Raw genomic sequence first — 16,550 nt, 5'->3', positions numbered from 1 at the left:
TTTCCAGTGAATAAAAAAGGATGATGATGATGCCGTTAGTTGACATGCCGCTTGCCCAATTGCGTACCTATGAGGGCCGCAACCCCCGGCCGGCCGATTTTGAAGCTTATTGGAACCAGGCGCTTGAGGAAATGAAAGCGGTAGATCCGCAGGTGGAGCTCGTGCCCGCCGAGTTTCAGGTCCCGTTCGCGGAATGTTTTCATTTATATTTCAACGGGGTGAGGGGCGCTCGCATTCACGCCAAATATGTCAGGCCGAAGCAATCGGAGGGACCGCATCCGGCCGTCCTGCATTTCCACGGGTACACAGGCAGCAGCGGCGACTGGACGGATAAGCTGGCGTATGCGGCGCTCGGATTTTCCATCGCGTCCCTCGACGTTCGCGGACAAGCCGGCTTGTCGGAAGATTCGGGCGGCGTCTTGGGCAATACGCACCACGGTCATATCATTCGGGGCTTGAACGATCCGGACCCGCACAATCTGCTGTTCCGCCACATCTTTCTCGATACGGCGCTGCTGGCCTCCGTCGTCATGGGCTTCCCGGAAGTCGACGAGGCAAGAGTCGGCGCCACCGGATGGTCGCAAGGCGGCGCGTTGACGATTGCGTGCGCCGCCCTCGAACCGCGTATCCGCAAGGCGGCGCCGGTTTATCCTTTCCTGAGCGACTACAGACGCGTCTGGGAAATGGATTTGTGCAAAGACGCTTACGCCGAGCTGAAGACGTTCTTCCGCCATGCCGATCCGCAGCATATTCGGGAGGACAAAATTTTTACGAAGCTCGGTTATATCGATATTCAACATCTGGCGTCCCGCGTCGGGGCGGACGTCCTCGTCGGCGTCGGATTGGCCGATACCGTGTGCCCGCCTTCGACGCAGTTCGCAGCGATTAATAAGATGAAGACGACCGTCCGCACGGAAATTTATCCGGACTTCGGCCATGAGAACTTGCCGGGGATGCATGATAAAATTATTCGTTTCTTAAGCGCGTTGTAAAGCTCCAGAAGGTCAACGGTGCAGAGCCGGGCTTTCCCTTGGCGGGAGGCTCGGCTCTTTGGTTTGCTTCGGAAGGGGTATAGCCGTATCGGTGCAAGGGAACGCTGAAATATTGCGGGAAAGAAGAGCGGGAAAGGATGAGGGGTATGGCGGAAGCCGGCTTTCGGATAGAAAAAGATTTTTTGGGAAGCAAAGAGGTTCCTATTCATGCATACTACGGTGTACAAACGTTGCGCGCGGTAGATAATTTCCCGATCACGGGCTACCGGATTCACCGGGAATTGATCGTGGCGTTGGCGATCGTCAAGAAAGCCGCAGCCCTTGCCAATATGGAAACCGGGCAGTTGAAGCCGAAGTTCGGCGAAGTGATTGTGAAGGCAGCCGACGAAATGATAGCAGGCCTATGGCACGACCAATTTATCGTTGATCCGATTCAAGGCGGCGCCGGCACTTCGATCAACATGAACGCCAACGAAGTGATCGCGAACCGCGGGATCGAGCTGCTTGGCGGGGAGAAGGGCAACTACTTCATGCTGAGCCCGAATACGCACGTCAACATGGCGCAGTCGACGAACGATGTATTTCCGACCGCGATTCATATTGCGGTGCTGCGTATGCTGGACCAGCTGATGGCCGCGATGCACGACCTGCACGAGAGCTTCCGCGCGAAGGCCGTTGCATTTGACGGCATTATCAAAATGGGCCGCACCCACCTGCAGGACGGGGTACCGATCCGGCTCGGCCAGGAATTCGAAGCGTACCGGCGGGTGTTCTCCCGCGACATGACCCGAATCGGTCAGGCGCGGCAGCATTTGTACGAAATTAACATGGGCGCGACCGCGGTCGGCACGGGACTGAATGCCGACCCCCGCTATATCAAACGGGTGGCCGAGCTGTTGGCCGAGCTGACGGGTTACCCGCTTGTGAGCGCAGAGCATCTGGTGGACGCTACGCAAAATACGGATGCTTACACGGAAGTGTCCGCGGCCTTGAAGGTATGTATGATCAACATGTCCAAGATCGCCAACGATCTGCGGCTGATGGCTTCGGGCCCCCGGGCCGGACTGAACGAGATTAACCTGCCCGCACGGCAGCCGGGATCGTCGATCATGCCCGGCAAGGTGAACCCGGTGATGTGCGAAGTTGTGAACCAGGTCGCCTTCCAAGTGATCGGTAACGACCATACGATCTGCCTGGCTTCGGAAGCGGGGCAGCTCGAGCTGAACGTCATGGAACCGGTGCTCGTCTTTAACCTGCTGCAGTCGCTCGGCATGATGACACAGGTGTTTAAAGTATTCAAGACGCACTGCCTGGACGGCATCGAGCCTAACGTGGAGCTGTGCCGCAATTACGTGGAGCGCAGCGTCGGCGTCATTACGGCATTGAACCCGCACCTCGGGTATGAGCCGGTTGCGCGAATCGCGCGCGAGGCGATCGAGACGGGCAAATCGGTGCGGGAATTGTGCCTTCTCTACGACGTGCTTCGCGAGGACGAATTAAACATCATCCTCGACCCCTATGAAATGACGAAACCCGGCATTGCCGGCGCGTCGCTGCTGCATACGGAACCCCCGGCAGGAAGCGAAAAGCCGAAGCCGTGAGCTTCAATTGAATAATGACCGAAGCCGACCTCGCCGGAGAAGTCGGCTTATTGACGCTGGAAATGGCGTTTATCGCCAGAGGCGCATGCCGCGGCGGTTCTTGGCAAACAATAAGGCCGATGTGAATCGTTACCTTCAAAGGAGAGAGAAGGTTTGAATCGGGCCCTACCATTACTTCTGTGCGTTTGGTTGCTGCTTGCAGGATGATTACCCGCCCCGGCTTCGGCTGAAGCGGGTAACGCCGCGCCTCCGACCCGACAACAAGCCGATGCGGAGCTGCTCATGGGCTTGCAAGAGGAGGGGGTGTACCTGCTCATTGAAAAAAAGGCAAACCGTCTGTCCCTTATCCACAACGGACGTGTCTATCGCTCGTTTCCGGTGGCGACCGGACGCCGCAGAGAGCTGACCCCGACGGGCACCTTCCATATTGTGACGAAAATCGTGAAGCCGTGGTACGTACGAAAGCAAATTCCCGGCGGCCATCCGAAAAATCCCCTCGGGACGCGATGGATGGGCATCAACGTGCCAGGTAGCGGAGGTTATACGTACGGGATTCACGGCACGAATCGGCCGTATGCGATCGGGTCGAGCGTTTCGTCGGGCTGTATCCGCATGTTGAATCGGGATATCGAATGGTTGTATCGGCATATCCCGCTCGGGACGGTCGTCGTCATTCAAGATTGAAAAAAATAGGCCCCCGAAGTGTATGGAACGAGGCTCATCTGCGCAACATAGGATCAACGGTGAAAGAGAGAGGTGTGGTTCCGTTGAGCAAATTAGCGGGTTATACCAAGGAAGTTGTTGTTGAATCGAGATAGAAGCGGAGGGATGTGCCAAAGACACGTAAGGGTAGTACAACGTACTGCAAGACGTGACCCGAGGTAAGACTCATGCTTTACGCAAGATTCATGGCAAGCGACCATCATGAATTCACCGTTGGAAAGGACTCCGCAAGGAGTCCTTTTTCCTGTGGCGTTCTTCCGGGCAAGCTGGAAAGCCATGAGCCATTCCATTCAGGTTCGAAGCAAGAGGCAAGAGGCAAGGGGCAAGTCTTCGATCGGCAGCTTCGTTACTTGGCAGAAGGATCGGGTTTCCCCAGGAACGTCCAGAACGCGCCGCCGAGCAGTCCTTCCACGTCGCGGCGAATTTCGTCTTCCTCCAGGCGCCAGCCCGCCCGCAGCAAATCCGTGTATTTATCGCCAAGCACCTTAGCGATAATCGTCCGGGAATGATCCCACTTGTAGAGCAGCTGATCAAGCACCCGGCAGTCGGAATGCTGGGGAATGACGCTGCCGCCGAGCAGCTCAAGCCGCATCCGGGTTATTTCTTCGATGAGGCTCGGATTGTTCAGAAACCACCAGCAGCCAAAGATGAGCAGATTGCGGTTTTTTCGCGCCGTCACGGCCAGCTCGTGCTGATTTTCCCGCGATAGCATCGTCACCAGAAATTTGACGTTCGGGTGTCCGCTCACGATCCGTTCGACGGCCCCGATGTCGCTGTAGCCCAGACTGTCCCCCGCGTCCTTCAGCGAAGGGTTGACCTTCCGTTTGACGCCGATCATAAGCGCGAACGGAATGCCCGCTTCCTCGGCAACGGGAAGGATGCATTCGTCAATGACCCGTCCCCGCAATGACGGCTCGGGGTAGGCGAAATCGTTCGGCAGCGAAACGGCCATGTACAGCGGGTTCATTCGGCCGATCCAATCGTGAAGAAAGCGCCTCACCTCCGCTGCCGTGTCTCCCGAGAAATCTTGCGTTACCGCATATCCTTGCTGCTGGAGCTTCATATAGGCCGAATCCCAGCCGTTCAGCAGCGGGTCGATGCGCAGCGCGGCCAAAAACCGCGGGTCGGTGCTGCCTCCGCCGGACCAACGCTCCCGCTCGTAGTCGTCGAACGGATCGTTCGTCATGACTACCGTCTTGACACCCGCCAGCTCCAGAATCCGGTCGATATAATCGCTAGCCTGCACTTCCCGGAAGTAGGCCCGGTACGATTCCAAATCGCGCGTGGACAAGTCGAAGCCGAGACGGTTCAGCACCGTGACGACGCCGCGGCATGCTTCGCTGTAAGGAGAGTGATCGATAAACAATGTTTGCCAAATCAGATCGGCGCGCTCCGTTTTGCTCATCCGCCAGAAATCGTCGTAAGACAGATCGGGACGAAACCGGAACATTTCAGCGATCAAATAGTGATACGTCAGCAGGTCGTCAACCCCCCATAACAGCAGGTCGCCGAACGATTCGGCGAATAAGTGGGTGTGAATATCGGCGACGGGGGTAAGGCGAACGGTCTCTTGAACAAAAGCGATCAGCTGTTCTTCGGTACGAATGGCCATGATATTCGAAGTCCTCCTAAGAAAAAGGCATATGTTCACGTGAACAATGGCATTATATCACGTTCTTTGTCATCTGAATAGACGGTCATTCCGTATCGTTAATGGGCGAGTGACCGGTTCGCCGGACCGGGCGTACGCATAGGATGGATGGAGGGCCAAAAAGTTAGCGGAAGGAAGATACGATGGTCGCATACGAATCCGTGGTGCTTATTCTGGTGCTGTTTATTTTGCTGTTGGTCTTACTGCTGATATGGATATGAGGATTGTCGATTAAAAGCCCGGTTGCTTCTCCTTGGCGGAGAGGCGGTACCGGGCTCTTATTTGTTCTTCAGGCCAATATTAGAAGCCTTTATACTGCGGTTCTTCGTTCTCGAGATCTTGAACGCGAGAATTCACTTGGTCGACAATTTGCTGAGTTTGCTTGGCGCAATTCTCGAACAAGGTTTTGGCTTCCTGGTTCTGGGTGCCAAGAGCGAACGTCTCCAGGCTGGCTTGAGCGCTTTTCAAGGATGCGAGCGTCGTTTTTACTTGCGATGCCACTGTCATGCGAATCACCTCCCGAACTCTAATGTGCTCAAATTTTCTTAACTAATGAATGGGAAAAATCACCAGACGACGGCACCGGATAAATGGAAGTCGATTCGGTACATAATTTATATCGTTCGCCTTGTTTTGCAAGGTCAAATAAGTGCTTGTTAGCAGGGAGAGGGAAGCTTTGCAGGATTTGATGCATATCGCATTACGTTCGTTCACGGCCCTCGTCATCTTGTTTGCGATAACGCGCATTTTAGGTAAAAAGCAAATTTCCCAGCTGACGTTCTTCGAATATATAACGGGCATCACTCTCGGGGAGTTGGCCGGGTTTATTTCGACCGATTTGGAAGCTCATTATTTATACGGCTTAACGGCTATCGCTGTCTGGTTTCTGGTGCCCTTCGTGGTCGAGCTGTTTACGTTGAAAAGCTTGCGGCTCCGAGAATGGCTCGAGGGCAGGGGAACCGTGTTTATCCAGGAAGGAAAAGTGCTGGAAGACAACCTGAAGCGGGAGAGGTTTACCGTGAACGAATTGCTGGAGCAGCTGCGAACGAAAAGCGTGTTTAACGTGGCCGACGTGGAATTCGCGATGCTCGAGGCGAGCGGCGATTTGAGCGTGCTGTTAAAAAGCGAAAATCAGCCGTTGACCCCGAAGCATCTCGGCATGCGGGTAGCGCGGGATCGCGAGACGAAGGCGGTCGTAATCGATGGCAATATCATGGACGAGGCGCTTGCTGCGGCGGGGCTGAGCCGGGAATGGCTTCACACGGAATTGGAGAAGCTAGGGGTAACGCTGGAGAATGTTTTTATCGGTCAAGTCAACGCTTGCGGTCAGCTGTATGTCGATTTGTACGACGATAAGCTGCAGGTGCCGCAACAGACGGACATGCCGCTGCTTCTGGCCACTTTGAAGAAATGCGAGGCTGATTTGACGCTCTTCAGCTTAAGCACGGCGAGTCCGGAAGCGAAAGCGATGTATGAGCAAGATGCACAACAATTGCGACGCATGATCGATCAAGTCGAGCCCATACTAAAGAGATAGAAATTCGAAAGGAGACCGTCCGCATGTCCACGAAATCGAAGATGAAAAAGTTAACTTGGGTGCAGCAGGAGTATCAGGAATTAGCGAAGACGCGGGAACCGGCAAGACCGGTGCTGAAAAACTGCATACGCGCTTTTATCGTGGGTGGAGCCATCTGTTTCGTCGGACAGGTGATTAGTGAAATATTCATTCACGGGTTCGGCTTTGACAAGAAGACGGCCGGAGATCCGACGGTAGCCGTCCTGATTTTCATCTCTGTCGTACTGACAAGTCTCGGGGTATACGATAAAATCGCACAGTGGGCCGGCGGGGGCTCGAGCGTTCCGGTCACAGGGTTCGCGAACTCGGTGTGCTCTGCGGCGCTTGAACACAAAAGCGAGGGCTTTGTGCTTGGTGTCGGCGGCAATATATTTAAGCTGGCCGGCTCGGTCATCGTTTTCGGCGTAGTCGCGGCATTCGTTGTCGGCCTGATCCATCTGATACTTGGCATAGGGGGGCAATAAAATGCTAATCGGACATCAGAGCTGGGAGTTCCGCAACCGGCCCGTCATTCTAGGCACGGCCACCGTCGTCGGCCCCGATGAAGGGGAAGGGCCGCTGGGCAATGAGTTCGACATTGTGCATGCCGATGCCATCCTTGGCCAGGACAGCTGGGAGAAGGCGGAGAAGAAGATGCTCGAGGAAGCGGCGAAGCTGGCCGTGGAAAATGCGGGCCTGACCAAGGAGAAGATCGAGTTCTACGTCGGCGGCGATCTGATCAACCAGATCATCAGCAACAGCTTTGCGGTCCGGACGATGCAAATTCCGTATCTCGGCATCTTCGGCGCATGCTCCACCTCGATGGAAGGACTGGCCATCGCCTCGATGATCGTCGATGGGGGTTACGCCAAGCACACGATGGCGGGAACGTGCAGCCATAACAGCACCGCGGAGAAGCAGTTTCGCTATCCGACGGAGTACGGCTCGCAAAAACCGCCTACCGCGCAGTATACCGTCACGGGTGCAGGAGTCGCCGTCATCGGCAAGCATGGCCGCGGCCCTGTCGTGACGGGGGCGACGATCGGCCGTGTTATCGATATGGGGATCAAGGACCCGTTCAACATGGGCGCGGCGATGGCCCCGGCGGCGGTGGACACGCTGCAGTCGCATTTTCGCGATTTCGACCGGCAGCCGGAGTATTACGATCTGATTGTTACCGGCGACCTCGCGGAGGTCGGATACGGGATTGCCCGCGAGCTGCTGAAGAAGCATCGGGTCCCTATCGAACAGACGACTTACAAGGATTGCGGGCTGATGATTTACGACTTGGAGAAACAGAAGTCGCTTGTGCAAGCCGGCGGCAGCGGCTGCGGCTGTTCGGCGACCGTGACTTACGGCCATTTGTTGAGACGTTTGGCGAAGGGCGAGTTGAAGCGCATTCTCGTCGTAGCGACCGGCGCGCTGCTGTCGCCGTTGTCGTTCCAGCAAGGCGAGAGCATCCCGTGCATCGCGCATGCGGTAGCCATAGAAAGCGGAGAGTGATCGAGAATGGACAATTGGATCCAATTTATATGGGCTTTCCTGATCGGCGGCGCCATTTGCGTCATCGGACAAATCCTGATGGACGTGCTCCGTTTGACGCCGGCGCACACGATGAGCACGCTTGTCGTCGCCGGCGCCCTTGTCGAAGCGATTCCTTACAAAGATAAAGGGCTGTACGACCAATTTATCGAATTTGCCGGCGCCGGCGCCACCGTGCCGATTACGAGCTTCGGCAACTCCCTCGTCAACGGGGCGCTCAGTTCCTTGAAGGAGGACGGGCCGATCGGCATCATCGGGGGCATTTTCGAAGTGACCAGCGCAGGCATATCCGCGGCCATCATCTTTTCCTTCCTGGCCGCGCTCGTATTTCGCCCGCAAGGCTAGATCGTTTGAGATCGCAGAACGGCATCAAGACCTGTTTCAGCCCCTAATCAGGGGCTTTTTTGCATTTCTACAAACAATTTCATCAGTTTTACACGTATACGGCGAATTTTGAATCCGGTACAATGAAAATTACACCATACAAGCGAACTTTTTTCAGTCGCTGACGTATATGAATTAGTATGGATCATACAGAGGTACGACATAAAGGAGGCCCGGACGATGGAAACGATGATTCGAGAAGATGTACAAGCGTTAAAGCGCATACAGGCGAATTTGGAATCCTGCATTCTCGGCAAAACCGATGAAATCGCTTTGCTGCTTACGGCGATGCTGGCAGGAGGACACGTGCTGCTTGAAGATGTTCCAGGCACCGGCAAAACGGTCCTGATCAAGGCGCTTGCCAAATCGGTCCGCGGCCAATTTCGCCGCATTCAATGCAACCCGGACTTGCTGCCCACCGATATTACCGGTGTTTCCATCTACCATCCGAAGGAAGAGGCGTTCATATTCCGCCCGGGTCCGATCATGACGCATATTTTGCTGGCGGATGAAATTAACCGCGCGACGACGAAGACGCAATCCGCGCTGCTGGAAGCGATGGAGGAGCGTCACGTCACGGTGGACGGGGAAACGTATGAGCTGCCGAAGCCGTTCCTGCTGCTCGCGACGCAAAACCCGATCGATTTCGAGGGGACGTACACGCTGCCGGAGGCTCAGCTGGACCGCTTCATGATGAAGTTCAGCCTCGGCTACCCGGATGCGGAGACGGAAACGCAGATGATCGTTGCGCAAAACGTGACGCACCCGCTCGATACGCTGGAAGCCGTTTCGGGCGTGGAGCAAATATTGGCGCTGCAGCATCAGGTGAAGCTCGTGCACCTCGACGAAGCCGTCGCGGCTTACCTGGTGGCGGTGTCGCGTGCGACCCGCAACCATCCGGCCGTATATCTCGGCGCGAGCCCGCGGGCGACGCTGGCGCTGGTGCAAGCCTCGAAGGCCTATGCTCTGCTGCAGCAAAGAGAGTACGTCATCCCGGATGACATTAAATTTTTGGCGCCCTATGTGCTGGGACACCGGTTGATTCTGCAAGCGGAAGCGCGGATGGAAGGAGCGTCTGTTTCATCCGTCCTGCAGTCGGTGTTTCAACAAGTGAAGGTGCCGGTACGTTGGGAGAAGTGACCAGGGTGAGGACGTCGCTCGTTCAAAAATGGATCGAACGCCCCCGTTACAGCCGAAAATTTTGGGCGGTGGGCGCCGCTTTTTTAGGAAGCCTCGGGTACCTGTTGTTTCAAGGCGGCAAGCTGGCGCTGATGTTATTTGTCATCATGCTGATCCTGAGCGTATATTTGCTGCTCGGCCAGTGGAGCGGCATCAAGCGGACGCAGGGGACCCGTGTTCTTCATACGGCGGAAGGAGCGACCACCCTTGAAGCCGGGAGCACGCTCGGCGTGAAGGTGCAGCTGCAAATTCCGGGCTTTTGGCCGATCCCGTACGTGTTCGTGAAAGACCGTCTCTACCATAAGAACGGGCGCGAGCTGACGTTCGAAGCGACGCTCGTGCCGGATTGGCGCCGCCGCGCCGATTGGGAATACCGGACGCCGGCGATGCGGCGGGGACATTATACGTTCGGGCGGACGGAATGCGTGACCGAGGATATATTCGGCTTGTTCGAGCATCGGGGTGAGCTGGAGCTGCCGCAAACGATTTCCGTGCTGCCGCAAACGATCGCGATCCGCGATTGGCAGCAGTACCACCAGATGGTGAAGGGCGCGAACCATCATTCCTCGACGACCCGGGCTGTGCGCGAAACGACGCAAATCAACGGGGTTCGGGAGTATATATACGGCGACCGCATTTCCCGGATTCACTGGAACGCAACGGCCAAGACGGGCACGTGGAAGTCGAAGGAGTTCGAGCGCGAATCGCTGCCGAAAACTTATATCGTGTTGGACCGGGATCAGCGCCTTTACGGCGAGTCGGACGAATTCGAGCTTGCGGTTTCCGTCACCGCCTCGCTGTTTCAATATGGCTCGCAGCGAGGGCTGGCGCTTGGTCTCGTATCCGCGGGCAAAGACAGCGCGTACTTCGAGCCGCGCCAAGGACAGCATCAGCATCAGCTTGTGCTGCGGCATTTGATGGACGTCGAGGCGGACAGTCCGGACACGATCCGTTCGTTATTGAAAGACAAGGCGCAGAAGCTGGCGCCCGGCAGCTTTGTGACGATCGTCAGCGCTTCCTTCGGCGAGCCGATGCTGCAGGTGCTGCTGGGGTTAAAGAAACAGCAGATGAATCCTTGCCATATTTGGATCGTGCCGCCGGCTGTACGCAAGGAAGCCTGGGCTAGCCAGCTGCAGTCCCGAGGGATTACTTGCTATGCGATCGGTCAATTAACCGATCTGCCTGTCCAGTTGGGAGGTCGGGCCGGATGAACGGGAAACCTCTCTCTTGGAAAAAGCGGCTGTTGTTCGAGGAGTGGCCGTATCGGCTAACGGTGCTGCTTAGCGGCATATTTTTGCTTCAACTCCTCCTTTGGTTTCAGAAGGAGGATTACTGGCTGCTGCCGGAGACGGTGGCGGTCATGGCGTGGACGCTGCTTGCCGTTTGCGTGCTGGAGCACATTCCGTGGATGCACTGGATGCTGCGCGGGGTACTGCAGTTCATCGCGATCTTGACGATACAAGTGACGGTGCTGGAGCGATACGAAGCGATCGAACCGATGACGATTGGAAGTTTTTTTTCATCCAAACTGTTTCTGAACTTATACGAACTGACGCCTTATTTATGGTTCGGCCTGGGGACCTGGGTCGCCTACCTGACGATGATCTGGTGGGTGGAATCGAAGTGGCGCATCTACGCGCTGCTTGTCGTGAGCGTGCTGGCGCTGTGCATCCGCGATTCGTTCTCGGGCGTATACTTGTGGCCGCAGGTCGTCATCATGGTTGGCTGCGGGCTGTTCCTGCTGATTCTGGCGCACTTCCGGCGGCTGCGGATGAAGGATCCGTCGGCTTGGAGACAGCTCGCGGAAAACCCGTTCTCGATCGTCCTGCCGGTGACCGGTCTGATCGGCCTGACGCTGCTTGCCGGCGCGGCGATGCCGGAAGTCGGCCCGATGCTGACCGATCCGTATACGGCCTGGCGAGCCTACCGCGGCGAGCCGATGAACTTCGCCACCGGCAAAGGGGAGCAGGTTGCCCTTGCGACCGATGCGATGGACGCGTCGTCCGGCTACAGCCGGAATGACCGATTCCTTGGCAGCGGATTCCAGTTCGATTATACGCCGGTGATGACCATCGACACGACGCACCGCGGGTATTGGCGGGGCGAGACTCTCTCGTTATATACCGGCAGAGGGTGGCAGGAAAGCGAGCTCGATCGCGCTTCCTGGGGGCCGGTCCGGCCGGATGCGGTCTTGCCGGCGGATACGCGATTGCCGGGCGACCAAATGAAAACGATCGAGGTCACGCAAACGGTGACGCTGCTGAACGATGACCGGTATCCGGTTCTATTCGGCGCCTATTCGATACAGAAGGTCGTAGGGATGAACGGAGCGCGCAGCGGGTTTGAAGGACTGATGTGGTCGGCGCAGCAGGGCGAGCTTCGTTTCAGCGAGCGTCAGCCGTATCCGAAGACGTACACGATCGTGTCGCAAATGCCGGTCATCGACGAAGCGGCGCTGCGCAAGCTGCCGCATCAATGGCCGAGGCCGGAATTGGCGCCGTTCCTGCAGCTGCCGGATCATTTGCCTGAGCGGGTGCGCAATCTGGCTTTCGAAATTACCAAAAATGCAAGCAGCGATTACGATAAGGCGAAAGCGATCGAGCAATATTTGTCGATGAATTACGCGTACACGAATAAGCCCGACTTGACGAAGGGCCGCAGCCGCGACTTTGTCGACCGGTTCCTGTTCGAGATTAAAGAAGGCTATTGCGATTATTATTCCACGTCGATGGCCGTGCTGTCGCGAGCGGTCGGCTTGCCCGCAAGGTGGGTGAAGGGCTATTCCTCCGGCTCGACGACGCTCGACCAGCAAGGTTTGGGCGGGTTCGCGCCGGGCGAGCTGTTTGCCGATCCGAATGCCGCCGGCGAGTATACGGTGCGCAACTCTGACGCGCATTCCTGGGTCGAAGTGTATTTCAGCGGATACGGCTGGGTGCCGTTCGAGCCGACGTCCGGATTCTCCATGCCGCGGGCCGTTCCGGTTGAAGAGCCGGTCGCCGAGCCGCAGGCGGTCGAATCGCTGCCTGCGGTTGCGGAAGAAGAGGCGGCTCCGGCGGTGCAAAGCCGTCACTACCTGTTCGGCGGCTCGCTGCTTGTCGCGCTGCTGCTGGCCGGCTTTGCCGCATGGCGCTGGCAGCTGGTCGATCTTGTGCGGGAGCGCGCCCGCCGCCGCAGGGCCTTGCAGCTGAAGCAGAAAATCATTGTGGAATGCGAACGGCTGCTGCGCATTTTCCGCAGGCACGGCTACGCGCGCGAGGAGCACGAAACGCTCCGTGAAGCGGTGCGGCGATGGACGGCCAAGAGCAGCTGGATGAAGGGCGAGCTGGATGTCGTGCTGCACCATTTCGAGAAGGCCAAATACGGCAAGGACGATATGACCGAAGAGGAATTCCGTGAAACTACGCAAATTGTGGAGAAGCTTCGTTCCCAAATGTAAATGAGGCCAAGGGCTGAGGGCCCGCTGCCGGAAGGCGGCGGGCTTTTTGAAGGTAAAGAAGCGATTGGCACTCCCTCTTTGAACACACCGGACAAGTGTGATATAGTTTGACGTATATAGCCATTGTTTCCCTGAGGTGAACGTTTTGCTGAAAAAGCTAATCCCGCGTGAGCAAGTGAACAGCATCTATGAACTTGAATTGGATACGTTATGGAAGCAGGGGTATCGGGGCATCATTACGGACTTGGACAATACGCTGGTCGGGGCCAAAGCGCCGTTCGCAACGCCGGAACTGATCGAATGGCTCAAAGTGGTGGGTCAGATCGGCTTTCAGGTTGTGATCGTATCGAACAATCAGCGCACCAGAGTAACCAAGTTTGCGGAGCCGCTGTCCCTGCCTTTTATTTACCGGGCCAAAAAGCCGACCCACGCCTCGTTCCGCAAAGCGCTGAACATGATGCGTCTGGAGGCGGGGCAGACGATCGTCATCGGCGATCAGATGCTGACCGATGTGCTCGGCGGCAATCGCCTGGGGTTATATACGGTGCTGGTCCGTCCGATTTCGCCTACGGATGAGGGCTTTTTTACGAAAGTGAACAGGACGCTCGAGAAAGCGGCGTTAAAGATGATGAAAAGGTAGGGAACGTATGACGCTTGACCATGAAAACAGGCAAGAGGACGACCGCTGCGCAGGCTGCGGCGTCACGCTGCAAACCGCAGACTCCGAACGGCTCGGCTATGTGCCGGCCCAAGCTTTGACCCGGACGCCGATCATTTGCCAGCGGTGCTTCCGCATCAAGAATTACAACGAGTCCTCCAGCATTACGCTGAATCAGGACGATTTCTTGCGGCTGCTGTCGCATGTAGGCTCGACCGAATCGCTGGTCGTGAACATCGTCGATCTGTTCGATTTCGAAGGCAGCATGATTTCGGGGCTGCCCCGATTCGTCGGCAAAAATCCGATCGTGCTCGTCGTGAACAAGATCGATCTGCTGCCCAAAGTGACGAACTATAACCGGATTTTGAACTGGGTGCAGCGTCAGGTGAAGGAAGCCGGGCTGCGGGTCGTCGAGGTAGTGCTTTGCTCGGCGAAAAAGAACATGGGCTTCGAGCGCGTTATTGAAGCGCTGGACGAACACCGCGAAGGGCGCGACATCTATGTGGTCGGCGCGACCAACGTCGGCAAATCGACGCTGATCAACCGGCTGATTCGCGATTACAGCGACCTGGATGCGGAGCTCACCGTCTCCCAGTACCCGGGCACGACGCTCGATTTGGTGCGCATTCCGATGGACGACGGCTCTTCGATCATCGATACGCCGGGAATCGTGTACAAACACCGCTTGACGGAGCTCGTGAACAAAAAAGATTTGATGAAGCTGATGCCGGACAAACCTGTGAAGCCGCTCGTGTTTCAGTTGAACGAGAAGCAGACGGTGTTTTTCGGCAGTTTGGTGCGTTTTGATTTCGTGCAAGGGGAGCGGCAGTCGTTCACGTTCTATACGTCCAACGGCTTGAAAGCGCACCGTACGAAGCTGGAGCGAGCCGATGAGCTGTACGCCGAGCATAAAGGGGGGCTGCTGTCGCCGCCGACGCTTGAAGAGCTGGAGGAGCTGCCGCCGCTCGTGAAGCACACGATCCGTATTCCGAAAGGGAAGCCGTCGGACGTCTCGATATCCGGTCTCGGCTGGGTCAAAGCGAACAGCGAGGCAGGCGCGGATCTCGTCATCCATGTGCCGAAGGGCGTCAAGGTGGCGCTGCGCGAATCGCTGATTTAATTCTTTCGTGCCGCATGGGGCGAGGGAGAACCGGATCTAAGATGAATATGGGGGGAACAACGGCCAATGCTAACGTCGCATAAGCTGGACAGTCATACGATCCTTTACGGCGTGTTCGGAGATCCGATCCGCCATTCCAAATCGCCGATCATGCTGAATCGGGCGTTCGAGGTTACAGGCGTTAACGCCGCTTACGGCGCGTTTCATATTGTGCCGGGGACGCTGAAAGACGCCGTTGCCGGCATCCGCGCGCTGCAGTTTCGCGGCGTAAACGTGACGGTTCCGCATAAAGTGGAAGTGATGGAATACTTGGACGCTATCGATGAAGGCGCGCGGATGATCGGCGCGGTGAATACGATCGTCAACGACAACGGCAAGCTGACCGGCTATAACACGGACGGCATCGGGTATATCCGCTCCTTGAAAGAGGAAACGGGCATCGACCTGCGCGGCCGCAAGGTGCTGATGATCGGCGCGGGCGGCGCCGCCCGCGGCGTCGGCTACGCGATCGCCAAAGAAGGCGCGGCGCATATTTACATCGCCAACCGTACCAAAGAGAAGGCGCAGGAGCTTGCCGCTTCGATGAGCGAGTTCTCGAGCGTCTCCGGCCACGGGCTCGACGAAGTCGCCGCTCTAGCCGGCGAAGCCGCGCTGATCGTCAACAACACGTCGCTCGGCATGCACCCGAACGTCGACGACGTTCCGATGGACGTCTCGCTGATCCGTCCGGACACCGTCGTCAGCGACCTCATCTATAACCCGCTGCTGACCCGATTTTTGCGCGAAGCCCGCGACCAGCGCGGCGCCGCGATCCACAGCGGGTTAGGCATGTTCATCTACCAGGGCGCTTACGCGTTCGAATATTGGACGGGCCAACCCGCTCCCATCGAAGCGATGCGCGCGGTTGTTTTGGAGTCCTTCGAGGGTTAAGCTCTGTACTTGGCTTTCGGTTTTAGTTTTAGGTAGGCTTTAAAGTCTTTTAAGGCTTTTAATCCTTTAAGGGCCGGATGGCCCCTTAAAGGGGGTGCGGCAGATTCGCCTCAGCATGAGCAGATTGCCGCCACCCCCTCTCTCGCCGTTAGCTTTATGACGCAGTCATAAGGCGGTACCACGGTCGAACGAAACGTTAGAAGTCCAGCATTCCTGTCTGCACGTGATGCAGGCAATAAGTCCCGTACGAGCGCCTAACGTAAGCGTGTCCCTGCCGTGTCAGCCCAAGGGGCTGACACGGCAGGGACGATAAGCGCTCCCAGCACAGACATTCCATCAACGACGGCCCAGTCGCTCATCCGCCACCATCTGGGGTCCAGGGGCAGCGCGCCCTGGTCCTCCCCCTTCGGGAAGGGGGAAAGAGGGGGATGCGATACAGGCAAGAAAGGTTTTGAATATGATGTTAACAGGCAAACAAAAGCGTTTTCTGCGCTCGCAAGCGCACCACCTCACTCCGATTTTTCAAGTCGGCAAGGGGGGCGTCAACGATCACTTGATCCGGCATATCGAAGAAGCGATCGAAACACGCGAACTCATGAAAGTGTCCATTCTGAACAACTGCATGGAGGACCGCCACGAAGTGGCCGAACAACTGGCAGAGGGAGCGGGCGCGGAGCTCGTTCAAGTCATTGGCAAAACGATCGTGCTGTATAAGGAATCGCGGGATCATAAAACGATCGAGCTTCCATAACGAAACGCTAGTTTTCCGATGGAACAGG

16 protein-coding genes are annotated in these 16,550 nt (G+C 56.8%); 14 read left to right on the top strand and 2 right to left on the bottom strand.

Annotation, left to right across the window (positions count from 1 at the left end; genetic code table 11):
* Positions 1-29 precede the first annotated feature (29 nt).
* From PVA01S_RS09000 to PVA01S_RS08990, 3 genes are all read left to right on the top strand, one after another.
* Positions 30-992 carry an acetylxylan esterase gene (locus PVA01S_RS09000; protein ID WP_127606958.1) on the top strand — a complete coding sequence of 321 codons (963 nt, stop codon included), beginning with the start codon at positions 30-32 and terminating at the stop codon, positions 990-992.
* A 146-nt stretch (positions 993-1,138) separates the two neighbouring features.
* Complete coding sequence (aspA, locus tag PVA01S_RS08995; protein WP_127606956.1) at positions 1,139-2,593, top strand: aspartate ammonia-lyase; 1,455 nt, start codon at positions 1,139-1,141, stop codon at positions 2,591-2,593.
* A gap of 282 nt (positions 2,594-2,875) precedes the next feature.
* On the top strand, positions 2,876-3,277 hold the full coding sequence (locus tag PVA01S_RS08990; RefSeq protein ID WP_127606954.1) for a L,D-transpeptidase: 402 nt from the start codon (positions 2,876-2,878) through the stop codon (positions 3,275-3,277).
* A 385-nt stretch (positions 3,278-3,662) separates the two neighbouring features.
* On the opposite strand, the gene PVA01S_RS08985 is transcribed toward PVA01S_RS08990, so the two are convergent.
* Positions 3,663-4,928 (bottom strand): glucuronate isomerase, encoded by a 1,266-nt coding sequence (locus tag PVA01S_RS08985; RefSeq protein WP_127606952.1) that lies wholly within the window; start codon positions 4,926-4,928, stop codon positions 3,663-3,665.
* A gap of 339 nt (positions 4,929-5,267) precedes the next feature.
* Positions 5,268-5,474: a DUF1657 domain-containing protein gene (locus PVA01S_RS08980; protein WP_054796732.1), complete on the bottom strand. Its 207-nt coding sequence runs from the start codon at positions 5,472-5,474 to the stop codon at positions 5,268-5,270.
* Between the two features lie 169 nt (positions 5,475-5,643).
* On the opposite strand from PVA01S_RS08980, the gene PVA01S_RS08975 reads away from it, so the two are divergent.
* From PVA01S_RS08975 to yhbY, 11 genes are all read left to right on the top strand, one after another.
* Entirely contained in the window at positions 5,644-6,504 is an 861-nt protein-coding gene (locus tag PVA01S_RS08975; protein ID WP_127606950.1) for a DUF421 domain-containing protein, read from the top strand.
* A 23-nt stretch (positions 6,505-6,527) separates the two neighbouring features.
* Positions 6,528-7,007 (top strand): stage V sporulation protein AC, encoded by a 480-nt coding sequence (gene spoVAC, locus PVA01S_RS08970; RefSeq protein ID WP_127606948.1) that lies wholly within the window; start codon positions 6,528-6,530, stop codon positions 7,005-7,007.
* A 1-nt stretch (position 7,008) separates the two neighbouring features.
* Positions 7,009-8,025, top strand: coding sequence for a stage V sporulation protein AD (gene spoVAD / locus PVA01S_RS08965; RefSeq protein ID WP_054799766.1), 1,017 nt, complete (start codon positions 7,009-7,011; stop codon positions 8,023-8,025).
* Between the two features lie 18 nt (positions 8,026-8,043).
* Positions 8,044-8,409 carry a stage V sporulation protein AE gene (gene spoVAE, locus PVA01S_RS08960; protein ID WP_054796744.1) on the top strand — a complete coding sequence of 122 codons (366 nt, stop codon included), beginning with the start codon at positions 8,044-8,046 and terminating at the stop codon, positions 8,407-8,409.
* A gap of 219 nt (positions 8,410-8,628) precedes the next feature.
* Entirely contained in the window at positions 8,629-9,588 is a 960-nt protein-coding gene (locus PVA01S_RS08955; RefSeq protein ID WP_127606946.1) for an AAA family ATPase, read from the top strand.
* A complete protein-coding gene (locus PVA01S_RS08950; RefSeq protein ID WP_236595853.1) occupies positions 9,585-10,838 on the top strand; it encodes a DUF58 domain-containing protein in 1,254 nt (417 codons plus the stop codon). Before PVA01S_RS08955 ends, PVA01S_RS08950 begins: the two co-directional genes overlap by 4 nt.
* On the top strand, positions 10,835-13,063 hold the full coding sequence (locus tag PVA01S_RS08945; RefSeq protein WP_127606944.1) for a transglutaminase TgpA family protein: 2,229 nt from the start codon (positions 10,835-10,837) through the stop codon (positions 13,061-13,063). The genes PVA01S_RS08950 and PVA01S_RS08945 overlap by 4 nt, the downstream gene beginning before the upstream one ends.
* A 145-nt stretch (positions 13,064-13,208) precedes the next feature.
* Positions 13,209-13,703 carry a YqeG family HAD IIIA-type phosphatase gene (locus PVA01S_RS08940; RefSeq protein WP_127606942.1) on the top strand — a complete coding sequence of 165 codons (495 nt, stop codon included), beginning with the start codon at positions 13,209-13,211 and terminating at the stop codon, positions 13,701-13,703.
* 7 nt (positions 13,704-13,710) lie between these two features.
* Positions 13,711-14,841, top strand: coding sequence for a ribosome biogenesis GTPase YqeH (yqeH, locus tag PVA01S_RS08935; RefSeq protein ID WP_127606940.1), 1,131 nt, complete (start codon positions 13,711-13,713; stop codon positions 14,839-14,841).
* A gap of 66 nt (positions 14,842-14,907) precedes the next feature.
* Positions 14,908-15,771: a shikimate dehydrogenase gene (aroE, locus tag PVA01S_RS08930; RefSeq protein ID WP_054796729.1), complete on the top strand. Its 864-nt coding sequence runs from the start codon at positions 14,908-14,910 to the stop codon at positions 15,769-15,771.
* Between the two features lie 460 nt (positions 15,772-16,231).
* Entirely contained in the window at positions 16,232-16,522 is a 291-nt protein-coding gene (gene yhbY, locus PVA01S_RS08925; protein WP_127607047.1) for a ribosome assembly RNA-binding protein YhbY, read from the top strand.
* Positions 16,523-16,550: the final 28 nt, after the last annotated feature.

Source organism: Paenibacillus validus NBRC 15382 (assembly GCF_004000985.1).
GTDB classification, from domain to species: domain Bacteria; phylum Bacillota; class Bacilli; order Paenibacillales; family NBRC-103111; genus Paenibacillus_G; species Paenibacillus_G validus.
This window is presented reverse-complemented; position numbering and strand designations above follow the sequence as displayed.